The following is a 17285-nucleotide window of genomic DNA, read 5'->3' as shown; positions in this document are numbered from 1 at the left end:
AAATTTTTCTTAAATCCCTCTTATAAAATACTTATATTGATATTGACTCAATAGTTATTGAAAAAATAGTTGTCCTTCCTCTTCTACTCACTCAGCTCTGCTAGGGTATCTAAATGTTGGTTATTAATGACTGCCATGATATAGGTGTCTGGCTTCAAGAGGTCATTGGGGCTAAATTGGACATCCAGAGGAGCATTTTCATAGGCACGAAAACCTAGTACGTTGAGGTTGTATCGCCCACGTAAATCTAACTGACTGAGGCTTTTACCAGTCCACGATTGGGGAATTTTCATCTCGACAATCGAAACATTCTTGTCCAGCTGAAAGACATCCACGCTGTTATGAAAGAGGATTGTCTGCGCTAATGAGCGCCCCATTTCAAACTCTGGTGAGATGACCGAGTCCGCACCGATTTTTTCTAGAACTTTTTTAGCTGTATGGCTTTTGACCTTGGCAATGACGGTCGGCACTCCTAAACTCTTGCAGTGCATAACCGCAAGAACACTGGACTCTAGATTTTCACCCGTTGCGACGACTACGGTATCACAGGTGTCAATCCCAGCCGATAGAAGAAGGTCTTCATCCGTAATATCGCCAACTACCCCTCGCGCTAACACCGGTTCAAATTGATTGATGCGCTCCTCGTGGTCATCAATAGCAATGATATTCATATCATGCTTGGCAAGGGCAGCCAAAACACTACTCCCAAAAATTCCCAAACCTAAAATTCCAATTGTCCGATCTGACATCGTTCTTCCTTTCTTATCCAATGGTGATATCTGCTTTCATATAGTGAATCAAATCTTTCTTATCTGGCTGATATTCTGCTACACTGACCAGTAGTGTCAAGGGGCCAATACGGCCGATAAACATCAGCAACATAACGATACTAAGGACTAACTTACCTAACTCTGGTGTTAAATTTGCCGTTACCCCAACTGTCGCAAGGGCTGAAATGGTCTCAAACATGAGGTAGATAAAGCGTGGATTTCCTTCTGCTGTTATCCCTAGTAAAATCAAGCCCAGTAAGAAGGTCAGCAAGAAGATAATAAAGACACTGAAAGATTTTTGCACAGTTCGGGGTTCAATGGTTCTCCGAGCTACATTGGCATGAGGCAAGCCCAATAGTTCGCTACGAGCAAAGACCAACAAGACAAAGAAGGTCGTGATCTTGAGCCCCCCTGCTGTCCCTCCAGGTGCCCCGCCCAGAAACATCTGCAAGATGTAAATCAGTAAGGTAACTGGTCGAGCCTGGGTGTAGTCAATTGAAGCAAAGCCAGCCGTTCTCATGCTGACGGTCTGGAAAAAGCTAACCAGCAGTTTCTCTGGAGTACTAAGATTTCCAATCGTCCCAGGATTGTTCCACTCAATTAAGAGAGTCGATACTGTTCCAAAGAGCAAAATTCCCGCCGTTAGAAAGAGAACCAACTTGGTATGGAAACGCAGGCGGCGTTTTTTCTTTTTCCCAAACTGGGTCGCTAAATCAAACCAGACCATAAATCCTAGCCCACCCGTGATAATCAAACCTGCAATCACTAGATTGATTAAGGGGTCCGTTTGAAAGGCTACCAAACTCGTACTTCCAAAATTATCAAATCCAGCATTGCAGAAAGCTGAAATGGCCAAAAAGATAGAGGTTAAAATCCCTCGCCCCCAGCCAAATTCAGGAATAAAGCGGAAACTCAAGAGAAAGGCACCGAGCCCTTCCACCAGAAAAGTCGTCAGAAAGATCGAGCGGATGAAGTCCTTTAGAGACTGAGTTTCCCCATAACTAAAACTTTCTTGAATGGTCTCACGGCCACGAAGACTGAGCTTTTGCTTGCCTTGGATATAAAAGATTCCGATAAAGGTCATGAGCCCCAAACCACCAATCTGGATCAAGATCATGCAGATCAACTGGCCCCAGATATTGTAAGTAGAGGCCACCGGCTGGGTAAAGAGCCCTGTCACACAGACCATGGACACGGTCGTAAAGAGATGGTCAAAGTAGGTCGCTTGTGACGTTTCTGCTTGCACAAAGGGGAGGCTTAAAAGGAGTGAACCCAAGAGAATCACTAGGGCAAAACTTAAAAAGATGCGACGGGCTGGCGATAACCGTCCCAATGTCGTCTTGATTTTTTCCAAAAAAGATTTGAATAACATAATTACATTCTACCATAAAAACAGTAAGAACACTCACATGTGGTGCACAATGGCAAGACAGAGTTCAAGGGCCTTATCAAAAGCTTCTGAGCCCCAGTCACGACTGTCGTAGTTGTCTAGATCTGCTAATGAATCTGCGGTAAAGAGCAACTCTCCCCATACAACCCCACGTAGCTGGGCTACTGCCGCAAGAGCCGAGCACTCCATCTCCACAACAGCACAGCCTTCTTCCTTGCGATAGGCAACCTTTTCAGCCGTCTCTCGATAAAAACCATCTGTCGTCCAGGTCATGACCTCCTCGTAAGGAATGCCTCTTTGTTCCAAGACTTGCTCAATGGCAGAGATCGCCTCAATCTGCATCTCTATATAACGAGAAGGCGCTACATAGTGGTAGCTGGTCCCCTCATCTCGCAGAGCGCGAACAGGGACGAGAAAGGCATTTTCCTCTATATCAGCTAGGACTCCACAAGTTCCAGTGGAAATGATTTGCTCCACACCATAGCCAATCAACCAATCCATAAACTGGGCCGCTGGGGCAGAACCCACAGGCGCCTGGGCCAGACAAATCTCCTCGCCCTTGTAGTTGAGGACATAGACTGGATAAGTCTTGGTGGCAGAAACGAACTCACCAACACAGTCCGCCCCTACTTCCTGAGCATAGCGGTCAATCTCCTCCTCCAAAAATGCATAGATACACTTCTTTGGCAACTTCAAGTCTAACCCCTCATGTGTTGGCATAAGGACCGCTTGGGGGTTATCATCAAACTCTAAAATGGGAATCGCATGCTTCTGAATCATCGCCCACCTCCTCTAATTTTGTACTATTGTATCAAAAACTGACGGAGTGTCAAGGAGTTGTCTTTACATTTCCTCTAGTAACAACACAAAAATCTCCCTTCTCTCTCGAGAAAGGAGAATTTTGCTTATCCTTGTCCGCCAGGGACTGGACCGTCACCTTGAGGAGCTCCATTCGGCCCACCGCCTCCAGGCATAGAATTGACGATTTCCGTTTGCTTTTCACCGTTGAGATAGATGTCCCCACCTGTGTAGGTCGCAGTTCCATCAAAGTCAAAACCTGTTGGACCAATCATTTTAATGGTTCCGCCTGTGACAGTGATATTCCCATTTGAGTCGATTGGGTCTGTATCCCCTTGACCAACTTCTACTGTCAGGTTTCCACCATTCATGGTAAAGAAGATTTCACTTTGTTGGGCATTTTTGTTGGCTGCATTGACACCATCATCTGTCGCGTAAATGTTGATATCGCCACCGTTGATAGTGATGGACTTCCCTTCAAGTCCTTCTGTGGAATTTTTGACGGTGTAGGTCCCACTATCGATAACCAAATCACCTGATGCGTGGATGCCATCATCTCCTGCTGTAACGGTGATGTTGTTGTTAGATAGGTACATGGTTCCGACTGAAGTATCTTCATCATTGTCCACCTTGACTCCATCTTCTTTAGCATCGATGGTCATGGTCGTACCAGTGATGTTGAGTTCATCATTGACATTAAAGGCATCGCCAACTGCTGTGATGTTATAGGTTCCACCCGTGATGTGGAGGGTATCGTTAGCCTTAATACCATTATTTTTCTTTCCTTCTACATTAAGAGTTCCTTTCCCGTTGATGGTTAAATCCACCTTAGAAAAGAGAGCTGCGTCGGCTTTTTCGTCACTGTTCGAGCTTGAGTCAGAGAGACTGTTGGTGGTTCCTTCTGCCAGAGTCAGGTAGACATGGTCAGCCGATGTCGCAGATATCGCTGCATTGGTATTGGTCATGGTCGCACCTTTTAGGACTAGGTGAACATCTACTGACTTATTTGCCTCGACCTTGATCTGAACTCCGTCAGACTGACCTGAAATCACATAGGTTCCAGATTTTGTGATAGTCACTGTTGAACCAGAGACTGCTACCCCATCTCCAGAGACGTTTGCAGATGAGCCAGATAGCTCAATCTTAGAAGCTGTGCTTTCATCATAAGAAGTATCATAGTCCTTTTCTGTAAAATAGGAAGTTTGATTTGCCTTTGTTGAAGTTGTTGTTGCATTATTTGTCGTTGCATTGGTATTAGATGTAGTTGTTGACTGGGCACATGCTGCCATCAGCACCATTGCCGTTAAACTCGTTGCAAGTAGGACCATTTTTTTGATTTCATACCTTTTTCCTCTCCTTCGTATGATATAGCTAGACAGTCTACAGAAGATTTCTGAAACGAAACTAAAACTTTTCTGAAAGTTTCCTTATTTAGTTTGGATTAGATTTCGCCTAGTAATTTTTTAGAAAGGACTGCTAGAAACAATTTGAGAGTACTAAAATGCATTTAATAGTTTTTAAAACCAACATCCCCAGTGCCATGTCTCCTTGACCAAGAAAGCCAAAAAGAAGAAAAATTTATAAGATTAGAGTTCATAAAAAGAACAGCCTGGGCTGTTCTTTTTAGTTTTCTTTTACTGGTATTTCCTTGATAACACGCGCAGGATTCCCAGCTAGGACAACATTGTCTCCAAAGGACTTGGTAATCACGGCCCCTGCTCCAGCGACGACATTATTTCCTAGTGTCACTCCAGGAAGGACAATGACGCCACCTCCAGCCCAGAAATTATCTCCGATGGTGATGGGCTTGCCGTATTCGACCCCTGAATTGCGTTCATACGGATCCAGTGGATGGAGTGGGGTTAAAAACTGACAATTGGGGCCAATCATGGCATTGTTACCAATGCGAATCGGACAAACATCCAGCATGGTCAAATTCCAATTAGAATAAAAATTTTCCCCTAGATGGATATTGACTCCATAATCGACCACCAGACGTGGATTAACATAGAGATTTTCCCCAGTTGAACCAAACCAAGTCTTGATAATATCCGCCCCTTTCAAGGGGTCTAGCTCCTGGTTGAAATCCGCCTGCTTCTGGCGTGCAGTCTGAGCGAGCGCACGCAACTCAGGGTCAAACGGATGGTAGGGTTCCCCTGCAATCATTTTCTGGTATTCACTGGTCATCTTAGCACCTCATATTTACTTTGAGGCCATCATATCAAAAAGACTTTGAAAGGTCAAGAATAGCCTGCTTTCCAGTCTCTCAAAACAAATCCCCATCCCAACTCAAAACAACTTGCTTGACAAAAGCTTTACTTCATGGTTTAATATACCCCATAAGGGTATATTTGGAGGTGCCTATGTTTCACTTATTATTTACAAAAATTGACAGTATTTCTACCAGCGAGTTAGAAGCTAAACTCAGAGAACCGATTCAGCTACTGGATGTTCGAACACCTACAGAATTCCGCAGAGGTCATATCAAAAATGCCAAGAATGTCCCTCTAACCGAAATCGGATCTTACACACCTGAGACAAAAGAAACACTCTATGTCATTTGCCATTCTGGTGTGCGAAGCAAACTAGCTGCGAAGAAGCTAAAGAAAAAAGGCTACGATGTCATCAATGTCCGAGGCGGTATGAGTGCTTGGACAGGTAAGGTCATCTAGATGTATAAAGGAGAAAGTCAATGAAAATTATCATTGTCGGGGGAGTTGCAGGCGGAATGTCAGCAGCAACCCGTCTCAGACGTCTCATGGAAGACGCTGAAATCACTATTTTTGAGAAAGGTCCCTTTGTTTCCTTTGCAAACTGCGGACTTCCTTACTATGTTTCAGGAGAAATTGCAAACCGTGATAGTTTATTGGTCCAAACTCCTGAAAGTCTCAAAGCACGCTTTAATCTGGATGTTCGTCCTTTCCATGAGGTCATCAGCATTTCGCCAGCAGAGCGCACTGTGACCGTACGCCATGATGGACAGGAATTCACAGAAAGCTACGACAAGTTGATCCTCTCCCCAGGAGCTAAACCATTTGTTCCTACCATTGAAGGCTTGGCAGAAGCTAAGAACGCCTACACGCTTCGCAATGTTCCCGATCTCGATGAAATTATGGCAGCCTTGGACAATCATCCAAAAGAAGCTGTCGTTATCGGTGCAGGATTTATCGGGCTTGAAATGGCTGAAAACCTGGCGAAACGTGGATTGCAAGTTACTATCGTTGAGAAAGCACCCCATGTCTTGCCACCATTAGATCAGGAAATGGCGGCCTTTGTCCAAGCAGAATTGGTTAAAAACGGCGCCCGCGTTATCACTTCTCAGTCAGCGACTCGATTTGAAGACCAAGGAAAAATCATCGTTCTCGAAAACGGTCAAAAGATCACTTCTGACCTCACCATCCTTTCTGTCGGTGTTGAACCTGAAAACGGACTGGCAAAAGCTGCGGGGATTGAACTGGGACTTCGTGGTGGAATCTTGGTCGATGAACATTATGAAACCAGTCAAAAAGATATTTTTGCAGTTGGCGATGCCATCGTCGTCAAGCAAGAGATTACGGGCCAAGACGCTCTCATCTCTCTAGCTTCTCCCGCCAATCGTCAGGGACGCCAAGTAGCGGACGTCATCGCAGGACTCGGTCGTACCAACAAGGGCAGTATCGGCACTGCGATCGTTCGTGTCTTTGATATGACAGCTGCTTCGACTGGTCTCAGCGAACGTATCCTTAGCATGAATCAACTTCCTTACAAGGCGCTTCATGTCAGCGGAAAAGACCACGCTGGTTATTATCCAGGCGCTACTGATATGACCTTGAAGCTCCTCTTTGACCCGACCACTGGAAAAATCTATGGTGCCCAAGGAGTTGGGAAGAAAGGTGTTGACAAGCGAATTGATATCCTAGCAACTGCTGTCAAAGGAAATCTCACCGTCTTTGATTTACCAGAATTGGAGTTTACCTATGCGCCACCATTTGGCTCTGCCAAGGATCCCGTCAATATGCTGGGTTACGCAGCCTTGAACCTAATCGAAGGTTTAAGCGACAATATTCAATGGTACCAGCTCGAAGACGAACTGGCTACTGGTAAGAAATTCTTAGATGTACGGACAAGTGGTGAATTCCAGAGTGGTCGACTCAGAGTCGATACTATCCACATCCCCCTAAACGAACTACGGGAACGCTTGGATGAACTAGACAAGAACCAAGCTTACATCGTTAGCTGCCACAGTGGTTTGCGCAGCTATATCGCAGAGCGTATCCTCAAGCAAGCAGGATTTACCGTCCAAAACCTTGACGGCGCTTATTCACTATACAAAATGGCTAACCCAGAAGGAGTAGAATATGGTAACTAATATCAGCATGGCTGACTTTTATGAAAAATATCAACATGAAAATCTAGATCTTATCGATGTCCGTGAAGTACATGAATTCCAAGCAGGACATGTACCAGGTGCCAAAAATCTGCCTTTAAGCACCCTGGAGCAAGGCTACAAAGAACTCAAACCTGACCATGAATACCATGTCATCTGTCAAGGGGGAGTACGTTCCGCCTCTGCCTGTCAATTTCTCAGCGCCCAAGGCCTCACCGTTACCAATGTAGAAGGTGGTATGAATGCTTGGCCCGGTCAAGTAGAATAAGTCAAAGTTACTTAAAATCAGTCTCAGCAATCAGTCCGTATCCAAATCCTCACATAGGATTAGAATACGGGCTTTTTGTATTGACCACGTTAGTGCCGTTATCAATACAATTCCCCCTCTGGATAGCTGACCTTCACTCTCCCACAAGGATACAAGCAAGAAAAACTGAAGCAATTTATACAAATCTCTCTCAAAAAGGTTGCACTATTTTGACTATTTTGCTATATTAAGAACATAAACAATAATAAATAACTTATTTTTTGTAAGTTTTTTTTAAAAAATAAAAATGTATACGCTTACAAGAAAGAAGAGGGAGATTCCTATGGATAAAAGATTTTGGGAGAAATCCTGTCGCTACAGCATCCGCAAACTGACAGTTGGGACTGCTTCTGTTTTGTTGGGAGCTGTTTTTCTAGCCAGCCACACTGTCTCCGCTGATAGTATTGAGGTCAAACAAACTGAACACACCTCAGTCGAAACTAGCACTAAGCCTGATAGCGAACCCAGAGCAGTTGAAGCTACTGAGACTACAGAGCCACCTCTAGCTGAGAATCCAGTTCCCAAAAGCAAAGCAACCGAGGAGACTCAGACAACAAATCGTCAAGCTAGTGAAGAAGCCATTGTGGAAGCTAAAGAAAATAAGGAGAATAAAAATACCGAGCTACCTGTGACAAAGCAAGAAAACTATCAACTCAACTATGATCAGCCAACAGCTCCTTCCTATGATGGTTGGGAAAAACAAGCCCTTCCAGTCGGAAATGGCGAGATGGGAGCCAAGGTCTTTGGTCTAATTGGCGAAGAGAGAATTCAGTATAACGAAAAGACCCTCTGGTCAGGAGGTCCCCAACCTGATAGTACCGATTATAACGGAGGGAACTACAAGGAGCGCTATAAGGTCTTGGCAGAGATTCGTAAAGCTCTCGAAGATGGAGACCGCCAAAAAGCCAAACAACTAGCTGAACAAAATCTAGTTGGACCAAACAACGCCCAGTATGGTCGCTACCTAGCCTTTGGGGATATATTCATGGTCTTTAATAACCAGAAGAAAGGGCTTGATACTGTAACAGACTATCACCGCAGTTTGGATATCACAGAAGCTACTACGACTACTTCTTATACCCAAGATGGGACGACCTTCAAACGCGAAACCTTCTCCAGCTATCCTGATGATGTCACCGTGACCCACTTAACCAAAAAAGGAAACAAGACGCTTGACTTTACCCTTTGGAATAGCTTGACAGAGGACTTACTTGCTAATGGCAACTACTCTTGGGAATATTCCAACTATAAGAACGGTCATGTCACTACAGATGAAAATGGAATCCTTCTAAAAGGGACTGTCAAAGATAACGGACTCAAATTTGCATCCTATTTAGGAATTAAAACGGACGGAAAAGTCACTGTTCAGAATGAGACTCTAACCGTCACAGGTGCAAGCTATGCGACTCTCTATCTCAGCGCCAAAACTAACTTTGCTCAAAATCCAAAAACCAATTATCGAAAAGACATTGACCTCGAAAAAACGGTTAAAGGCATTGTAGAAGCCGCTAAGGCCAAAGACTACGAGACACTTAAAAAGGACCATATCAAGGATTATCAAAGTCTCTTTAATCGCGTTAAACTAAACCTAGGTGGAAGCAAGACTGCTCAAACGACAAAAGAGGCCCTTCAAGGATATAACCCTAGCAAAGGGCAAAAACTAGAAGAACTCTTCTTCCAATATGGCCGTTATCTACTGATTAGTTCGTCTCGTGATCGGACAGATGCCCTTCCTGCCAACCTACAGGGAGTCTGGAATGCTGTAGACAATCCACCTTGGAACGCTGACTACCACCTCAATGTCAATTTGCAAATGAACTATTGGCCAGCCTACATGAGCAACCTTGCTGAAACAGCCAAGCCAATGATTAATTACATTGACGACATGCGTTACTATGGCCGTATCGCTGCCAAGGAATACGCTGGTATCGAGTCAAAAGACGGACAGGAAAATGGATGGCTGGTCCACACTCAAGCAACACCATTTGGCTGGACTACTCCTGGTTGGAATTATTATTGGGGTTGGTCGCCAGCTGCTAATGCCTGGATGATGCAGAACGTCTATGACTACTATAAATTCACCAAGGATGAGACTTATCTCAAAGAAAAGATTTATCCTATGCTCAAGGAAACTGCCAAGTTCTGGAACTCCTTCTTGCACTATGACCATGCCAGTGACCGTTGGGTGTCTTCTCCATCCTACTCACCAGAACACGGTACCATCACCATCGGAAACACGTTTGACCAATCACTAGTCTGGCAACTATTCCATGACTACATGGAAGTCGCTAACCATCTGAATGTCGACAAGGAGTTGGTCACAGAGGTCAAGGCTAAATTTGACAAACTAAAACCCCTTCACATCAACAAAGAAGGACGGATCAAGGAATGGTATGAAGAAGACAGTCCGCAATTCACCAACGAAGGGATTGAAAATAACCACCGCCACGTTTCCCATCTGGTTGGTCTCTTCCCAGGTACACTCTTTAGCAAGGACCAAGCTGAATACCTAGAGGCTGCGCGTGCTACCCTCAACCATCGCGGAGATGGTGGTACTGGTTGGTCTAAGGCTAATAAAATCAACCTTTGGGCTCGTCTCTTGGACGGTAACCGTGCCCATCGCTTACTCGCTGAACAGCTCAAGTATTCAACCCTAGAAAACCTTTGGGATACCCACGCACCATTCCAAATCGATGGAAACTTTGGGGCAACTAGTGGGATGGCAGAAATGCTCCTCCAATCTCATACCGGCTATATTGCACCATTGCCAGCCCTTCCAGATGCTTGGAAAGACGGTCAGGTTTCTGGTTTGATTGCCCGTGGTAACTTCGAAGTCAGCATGAAGTGGAAAGATAAAAATCTTCAAAGTTTGTCCTTCCTTTCAAATGTCGGTGGAGACTTGGTTGTAGACTATCCAAATATCGAAGCCAGCCAAATCAAGGTCAATGGCAAAGCTGTCAAGGCAACTGTCCTCAAAGATGGCCGCATCCAACTGGCAACACAAAAAGGCGATGTCATTACCTTTGAACATTTCCCTGGTCGTGTAACCAGTCTGACAGCAGTTCGACAAAATGGAGTCACTGCCGAACTCACCTTCAACCAAGTAGAAGGCGCTACCCACTATGTCATCCAAAGACAAGTAAAAGATGAATCTAGTCAAACCTCTGCAACTAGAGAATTTATAACCAATCAAACTAACTTTATCGACCGATCACTAAATCCTCAACTCGCCTATACTTATACCGTCAAGGCAATGCTGGGCGAAGTCTCCACACAAGTATCTGAACAGGTCACTGTAGAAACTCCTAGTGAATTGATGGATGACCGAGACGGTCGTATCCAGTACGGAGCTGCCTTTGGAAACTGGGCAGATTCAGAATTATTTGGAGGAACGGAGAAGTTTGCTAATCTTTCAAAAGGTGACTACACAGACGAAGACGTGACTGCTACCATTCCTTTCAATGGTGTTGGTATCGAAATCTATGGACTAAAATCGTCCGAACTAGGCCTTGCTACTGCTAAAATTGACGGCAAAGAAGTTGGAGAGCTTGATTTTCATACTGCTGGGGCAACTGAAAAAGGAAGTCTCATCGGCCGCTTCACAGGATTGTCAGACGGACCTCATACATTGACTCTTAGCGTTAAACGTGAGCACAAAGGACGTGGAAGTGAACGCTCGAAAATTTCATTAGATTACTTCAAGATCCTATCAGGAGCAGGTAACACGATTGAGAAAATGGATGATCGCGACACTCGTATCCAGTATGGTTCCCAGTTTAAGGATTGGTCTGACCCTGAACTCTACGGAGGTACGGAAAAATACGCTGACATCAACAACAGCGACTCTAGTGCAGCTTCAGAAGCTCAGGCAACTATTTCCTTTACTGGTACAGGTATTCGTATCTATGGTTTGAAGAGCCTTGCCCTTGGACGAGCGCGTGTTACACTAGATGGCAAAGAAATGCCAAGTCTAGACTTCTACACTTCAGGCGCTACTGAAAAGAGAGCCTTTATTGGCGAATTTACAAACCTTGCTGACGGTCCGCACACCCTAACGTTACGTGTTGACCCAGATTCACCAGAAGGTCGCAAGAAAATTTCTCTAGACTTCTTTGATATCATCAAAGCCCCTGCTGTTGGTATAGATAGCCCAAGTATCGCTCCTCTTAAGGAAAATGACAAAGAAATTTCCTTAACCCTACCATCTGGAGATTGGGAAGCCATCGCTGTGACCTTCCCAGGTGTCAAAGATCCTCTAGTCTTGCGCAAAGTGGACGAAACGCATCTGGTTACAAGTGGGGATCAGACCGTGCTATCAATCCAAGACAATCAAGTTCAAATCCCAATCCCTGACGGTACTGATCGACAAATCGGAAAAGCGATTGCAGCTTATGCCATTCAAGGAACTACCACAAGCAGTCCTGTCGTAGCCGTCTTTACTAAAAAGGATGAGAAAAAGGTTGACGAGAAACAACCAACTACAAGCAAGGGGGACGAACCAGCTCCTACTGTTGAAATTCCGGAATATACTGAGCCTATCGGAACTGCAGGGCAAGAGGAAGCTCCAATAGTAGAAAAACCTGAGTACACTGACCCTATCGGAACGGCGGGTCAAGAGGAAGCTCCTACTGTTGAGAAACCTGAATACACCAACCCTATCGGAACCGCAGGGCAAGAGGAAGCTCCAATAGTAGAAAAACCTGAGTACACTGACCCTATCGGAACTAGTGGAGATCAGGCTGCTCCAACCCTCACTCGACCTGAGTATCAGTTGCGCACCTTGAAAGATAAAAAGACGGGAGTCGAAATCATCGGTGGAGCTACTGACTTGGAAGACGTTGCCCACTTAGCAAGCCGACGAGTGCTAGCCCAAGAACTCTTTGGTAAGACATACGATGCATATGATTTCCAGCTCAAAAATAAGGAAAATCACAATGTCCAACTACAGAACCAAGTCTTAGTTCGCTTACCAGTTTCAGGAGAAGTGCAAGGAGTCTACTACCTCACTCCGACTAGAGAGTTAGAACCACAGGACTTTACTATCCGAGATGGCATGCTTGAATTTTTGACCAATAACGTTAGTACTTATGCAGTTGTCTACAACACTACAAGCTCACCAACTGTTGAGGTTGTAAACCCACATGAAAAACCAACTACAACAGAGACAGAGGCACTGGTACACACGACTGATAGTGTTCATCAAGAAAAACTCCCTGCAACTGGGGAAGAAAGAAATCCACTCCTCTTCTTAGCTGGTCTCAGTTTGGTCTTAACAGCTACTTTCTTAGTAAAAACTAAAAAGGAGTAAAATAAACATCATCCAAATCACCTAAAGATAAGAAGAAATCACATTGTCCTGCCCCCTAAAAGCTGCATTTGCTTCTGAGGGCAGGACAATTTTTTATTTGCTTGGTAGTCTAGAAAAGACGGAACAGACTGTCCGTCTATCACCTCTGCAAACAAAGTAAGGTAAAATGAAAAAGACCTAGTTCTGAGCAAGTCAAAACTCAATCTTTTCAATTTTCCTACAGTTTTTAGATTGTCGTGAAAACCATCTGCCTATATTGTAGTTGATCGAGCAGAAAATACTTCTCTCTATTTCCAAATCAGATACTAGACGAAATTTCAGGAGCTTGATAACAGACCGCAAGACCGTTCGGTAAAATAGAAAGACCCTCGTCTGTTTCTTGACAATGACTGGCTAGCACTACAGAATCACGATCTACAAGATAGTTTTCAGTTGATTGGTTAAAAATGGCTTGGACTTTTTGTCCATCATAATCCCATGCTAGAGATACCACATCTGGTTTGATTTCTTTCAGGTTATAGGTTCCATGTTGGATAATGTTTGAAACATCCTTGCGAAGCTGAATCAATTTCTTCATAAAATGAAGCATGTTATTACTGTCGGAAACACGGTCCCAAGGCATCACACGACGACAATCTGGGTCTGGTCCTCCGTCTAATTCTAACTCGGTTCCATAGTAGAAACACGGTGTCCCCCTTTGTAAAAAGAGGCAGGCTAGGGCAGACTTGACCAGTTGGACGTTTCCTTTTGCAGTAGCCAAAATGCGCTCCGTATCGTGCGAATCCAGAAGATTAAACATCACTTCCGAAATCTGTTGTCTATAATACATAGATTGACCATTGATCTCATCGATAAATTGATTGGTCTTCTTGACCCCACGCAAGAAATAATCCTTGATACTATCAGAGAGAGGATAGTTCATGACCGCATGGAACTCATCACCATTTAACCAAGGCTGAGACGTGTGCCAGACTTCTCCAAGAATATAAAGGTCAGGCTTTTTAGCCAAGACAGCCTTCCGGAAATCTCGCCAAAATTGGTGATCGACTTCATTGGCCACATCCAAGCGCCAAGCATCGATATCAAACTCTTCAATCCAGTAAGTCGCAACTCTTAGCAAATAGTCCCTAACTTGAGGATTTGCCGTATTTAACTTGGGCATATAGCTGGCAAAGGCAAAGGTATGGTAAGGGAGCTTTCTTGGATTTGCAATCTTATCCTTGGTCACTGGGAAGTCTTGAACATGGAACCAGTCTTTATAAACGGAATCTTCACCATGTTTGAGAATATCCTGCCACTGTGGAGACTGGTCTCCTATATGATTGAAAACAGCGTCCAGCATGATTTTCATCCCTCTCTGATGAGCTTCTGTCACCAGTTGACGGAAGGTCTCCTTGTCTCCAAAATGACGGTCAATTTCGAAATAATCCGTCGTATTGTACTTGTGATTGCTCGGAGACTCAAATATTGGACAGAGATAAAGGCCTGTAATGCCCAAGTCTTGCAAGTAATCCAGATGGTCAATAATGCCCTGTAAATCACCACCAAAGAAATCACTCGTCTGTGGTTTGATAGAGGAATCCCAAGCTAGAGCTCCTTCTGGCGAAAGAGAAGGATTACCATTGGCAAAGCGTTCTGGAAAAATCTGATACCAGACCGTCTTTGAAACCCAGTCAGGTACATGACAAGCATCAATTTCATGAATATAAGGAAGCTTAAAGCCATTCCCCTCGTAATGAAGGTTTTCTAGCGTATTTTCAACACATCCCTTATCGCCATACAAGATGCTTTGGCCTTGCTTATCCTTAATCTCAAAGAGATACTGGAGTCGCGCATAGCCAACTGTAACCTCCACTTGCCAGTAATCAAACAAAGCATCGGAGGTAACTTTGGCCATTTCCTTACATGCTTCATAATGCTCCTCTAAAAAGATAAATGTGTCCCCATAATGCAAGGTAACTGATTCAATATCCCCCTTTTTCGTTCGGATACGAATGTGCATTGTCTTATTCTTATAAAGATAAGCATACTCCGACTCTGGTCTATGGTAAATGGCTGTTAATTCCATTGTTTTGTCTCCTAAATTTTCTTTTATCATTTCGATTCTATGCAAACGATTCCATAGCTTAATCCTAGTATACTATTTTACAACTACCTTTGCAAGCGCTTCTCTTTCCCAGCTCTTCTTCAAAGTACCTAGATCAACCTACTTTAACCGCGGCTCTTCCTGCTAAACCGTTACACTGTTTTTAGCACCTGATTCACTTCATTAACACCAGTAGCCTTCGAACCACATGATTTTGTAAGTATATTAAAAGATTCCTGTCTCACCTTTACTAGAAACAGGAATCTTATTTTATTTATACACGATAGTTCTGCAAAATAGCCCCCACTCTTAATATTTCCCCAACTCTCGGAGGCTAGTATGATTTTCCTGAATACGTCGAAACATCTTTTCCATATCCGACTTGGTAAAATGCACCAAAACAGGACGTCCATGAGGACAGTTATATGGATTGTCACATTGAGAGAGCTGATAAAGGAGCTGTCTAGCTGAGTGGTCATCGATACGATGATTGGCCTTGATAGACCGCTTGCAGGACATCATGATAGCCAGCTCCGCTCGGTATTTCTTGATAGAAACTTCCTTGGTCAAGAGCAGCATGTCACACATTTCATAGATGCCAGACTCGATTTCTTCCTCTGCCATCCAAATAGGATGTTCACGTAGAATAAATTGATTTTCTCCGTACTCTGCTAGAAAGACGCCCACTTCCTCTAAGAGAGGCATTCTTTCTCTAAGACGAAGGGCATCATCCGCAGGAAACTCAAAGATGTAAGGTACTAGGAGTTGCTGCTGACTCTGGTCAACATTGCCGATACTTTCGCGGTATTCCTCGTACTTGACCCGTTCCTGAGCCGCGTGTTGGTCTATGATATAGAGACCATCTCGCCCTTGGGCAAAAAGATAGGTCCCGTGCATTTGCCCGAAAAACTCCAACTCTGGGAAACTGGATACTTCTTCTCGCTCCAGCTTGTCATAAGCCTTATCGAGGCTAGCAAGATCTAACTCTGGATGGTCTAGTTGGTCGTAGTTAGCAGGCTTTCTCTCTGCAAAATGTAGTTTTGCTGGCTTGGTCAGCTGGGCCAAGGTTTCCTGGGCAAATAAGGTCAAATCTTTCCCTTCCTCAGCTAATTCAACCTGATAATCAGCCACCTCAGCTTGACTAGGTCTTGAGAGTTCTGTTTTTTCATAATAGAGCGTATTTTCTTTGAGTGGGAGAATGGTCTGCTCTACCTTTTGACGATTGCGCACGGTCGACTTGGCAAGATTTTCTAAAGCATCAGGAATCAAGGCTTGTTCCTTGAGACTCTTTGCAATAGCTTCTGAAACTAGCGCCATCAGCTCTCTTTCCTTAGAGATCCGCACCTCTTGCTTGGTCGGATGCACATTGACATCTGCTAGATAAGGATCGATATGGATGTGAATGACAGCCAGTGGAAAACGGCCCACCATAAGCTTGCTTCCGTAACCATCCAAAATAGCACGGTTGAGCAAGAAGTTCTTGATATAACGGCCATTGATGAAGAGGCTGATATAGTTGCGGTTGGCTCGGGTTAACTCAGGTAGAGACACAAATCCTGTAATTTCGAAATCTAGATCAGAGTTTTCAATTTCAATCATCTTCTTGGCACTCGCCAAACCATAAATCCCTGCAATGGCTTGGCGCAGTTGACCAGTCCCTGCTGTTCGTGTCATTTCCTTACCATCACTAATCAAGCTAAAGGAAATCTCAGGATGGGCCAAGCCCAGACGGTTGACAATATCAATGATATGGGACAACTCCGCTTGCTGGCTCTTCATATACTTGAGGCGGGCTGGCGTGTTGAAAAAGAGGTCCTCTACACAAACCTTGGTTCCTACAGGACTAGTCGCTGGGATGACTTCTTCGACTTCTCCCCCTCGAGCGACTAACTTGGTCCCATGACTTGCACCATCCACCGCTGTCAACAGAGTTAAGACACTGACAGAAGCAATAGAGGGCAGGGCTTCGCCACGAAAACCGAGCGTCCGAATCCGAAAAAGGTCTGCTTGATTTTTTATCTTACTGGTCGCATGACGGCGTAGAGCCAATTCCACCTCATCATGGGCAATTCCATGGCCATTATCTGTGATTTGGATCTTCTTAAGACCTGCTTCCTCAATCTCGATGATAATCTGGCTAGAACCAGCGTCAATGGCATTTTCTACCAACTCTTTGACTACACTGGCAGGACGTTCAATAACCTCTCCAGCCGCGATCTGGTTTGCTAGCGCCTCTGGCAATTCAATAATGTGAGACATC

Annotated in this window: 10 protein-coding genes and 1 pseudogene; 4 read left to right on the top strand and 7 right to left on the bottom strand. The window is 44.4% G+C overall.

Annotated elements, in window-relative coordinates; all coding sequences use genetic code 11:
- Nucleotides 1-83: 83 nt before the first annotated feature.
- From B7709_RS06040 to B7709_RS06020, 5 genes and pseudogenes are all read right to left on the bottom strand, one after another.
- Entirely contained in the window at nt 84-749 is a 666-nt protein-coding gene (locus B7709_RS06040; RefSeq protein WP_084972101.1) for a potassium channel family protein, read from the bottom strand.
- Nucleotides 750-762: 13 nt separating this feature from the next.
- The gene (locus B7709_RS06035; protein ID WP_084972100.1) at nt 763-2142 is read right to left on the bottom strand and encodes a TrkH family potassium uptake protein; all 1380 of its coding nucleotides are present in this window, start codon (nt 2140-2142) and stop codon (nt 763-765) included.
- Nucleotides 2143-2175: 33 nt separating this feature from the next.
- On the bottom strand, nt 2176-2940 hold the full coding sequence (locus B7709_RS06030) for a nucleoside phosphorylase (protein WP_084972099.1): 765 nt from the start codon (nt 2938-2940) through the stop codon (nt 2176-2178).
- 125 nt (nt 2941-3065) lie between these two features.
- Nucleotides 3066-4300, bottom strand: a pseudogene (locus tag B7709_RS06025) (carbohydrate-binding domain-containing protein).
- Between the two features lie 281 nt (nt 4301-4581).
- Nucleotides 4582-5145, bottom strand: a complete 564-nt coding sequence (locus tag B7709_RS06020) for a sugar O-acetyltransferase (RefSeq protein WP_084972097.1) — start codon at nt 5143-5145, stop codon at nt 4582-4584.
- Nucleotides 5146-5321: 176 nt separating this feature from the next.
- Between B7709_RS06020 and B7709_RS06015 the strand changes: the two genes are divergently transcribed.
- From B7709_RS06015 to B7709_RS06000, 4 genes are all read left to right on the top strand, one after another.
- On the top strand, nt 5322-5630 hold the full coding sequence (locus B7709_RS06015; protein ID WP_084972096.1) for a rhodanese-like domain-containing protein: 309 nt from the start codon (nt 5322-5324) through the stop codon (nt 5628-5630).
- A 20-nt stretch (nt 5631-5650) separates the two neighbouring features.
- Entirely contained in the window at nt 5651-7306 is a 1656-nt protein-coding gene (locus B7709_RS06010) for an FAD-dependent oxidoreductase (protein ID WP_084972095.1), read from the top strand.
- Nucleotides 7296-7592, top strand: a complete 297-nt coding sequence (locus tag B7709_RS06005) for a rhodanese-like domain-containing protein (protein WP_084972094.1) — start codon at nt 7296-7298, stop codon at nt 7590-7592. Before B7709_RS06010 ends, B7709_RS06005 begins: the two co-directional genes overlap by 11 nt.
- A gap of 322 nt (nt 7593-7914) precedes the next feature.
- Nucleotides 7915-12939, top strand: a complete 5025-nt coding sequence (locus tag B7709_RS06000) for an SIALI-17 repeat-containing surface protein (protein ID WP_084972093.1) — start codon at nt 7915-7917, stop codon at nt 12937-12939.
- Nucleotides 12940-13237: 298 nt separating this feature from the next.
- Here B7709_RS06000 and B7709_RS05995 read toward each other — a convergent pair whose 3' ends face one another.
- Complete coding sequence (locus tag B7709_RS05995) at nt 13238-15007, bottom strand: glycoside hydrolase family 13 protein (protein WP_084972092.1); 1770 nt, start codon at nt 15005-15007, stop codon at nt 13238-13240.
- 327 nt (nt 15008-15334) lie between these two features.
- Entirely contained in the window at nt 15335-17284 is a 1950-nt protein-coding gene (gene mutL, locus B7709_RS05990) for a DNA mismatch repair endonuclease MutL (RefSeq protein ID WP_084972091.1), read from the bottom strand.
- Between the last annotated feature and the right edge of the window lies 1 nt (nt 17285).

The sequence above is a fragment of the Streptococcus oralis subsp. dentisani genome, from assembly GCF_002096335.1.
Lineage (GTDB): Bacteria > Bacillota > Bacilli > Lactobacillales > Streptococcaceae > Streptococcus > Streptococcus oralis_Z.
Note: the sequence above shows the minus strand (reverse complement) of the source record. Positions and strands in the feature narration are given on the sequence as shown.

Excerpts from the sequence above, each read along its gene's own strand:
- B7709_RS06030 (WP_084972099.1), bottom strand. The coding sequence starts at position 2,940 with ATGATTCAGAAGCATGCGATTCCCATTTTAGAGTTTGATGATAACCCC.
- B7709_RS06015 (WP_084972096.1), top strand. The coding sequence starts at position 5,322 with ATGTTTCACTTATTATTTACAAAAATTGACAGTATTTCTACCAGCGAG.
- B7709_RS06010 (WP_084972095.1), top strand. The coding sequence starts at position 5,651 with ATGAAAATTATCATTGTCGGGGGAGTTGCAGGCGGAATGTCAGCAGCA.
- B7709_RS06005 (WP_084972094.1), top strand. The coding sequence starts at position 7,296 with ATGGTAACTAATATCAGCATGGCTGACTTTTATGAAAAATATCAACAT.
- mutL (WP_084972091.1), bottom strand. The coding sequence starts at position 17,284 with ATGTCTCACATTATTGAATTGCCAGAGGCGCTAGCAAACCAGATCGCG.
- B7709_RS06020 (WP_084972097.1), bottom strand. The coding sequence starts at position 5,145 with ATGACCAGTGAATACCAGAAAATGATTGCAGGGGAACCCTACCATCCG.
- B7709_RS06040 (WP_084972101.1), bottom strand. The coding sequence starts at position 749 with ATGTCAGATCGGACAATTGGAATTTTAGGTTTGGGAATTTTTGGGAGT.
- B7709_RS05995 (WP_084972092.1), bottom strand. The coding sequence starts at position 15,007 with ATGGAATTAACAGCCATTTACCATAGACCAGAGTCGGAGTATGCTTAT.
- B7709_RS06000 (WP_084972093.1), top strand. The coding sequence starts at position 7,915 with ATGGATAAAAGATTTTGGGAGAAATCCTGTCGCTACAGCATCCGCAAA.
- B7709_RS06035 (WP_084972100.1), bottom strand. The coding sequence starts at position 2,142 with ATGTTATTCAAATCTTTTTTGGAAAAAATCAAGACGACATTGGGACGG.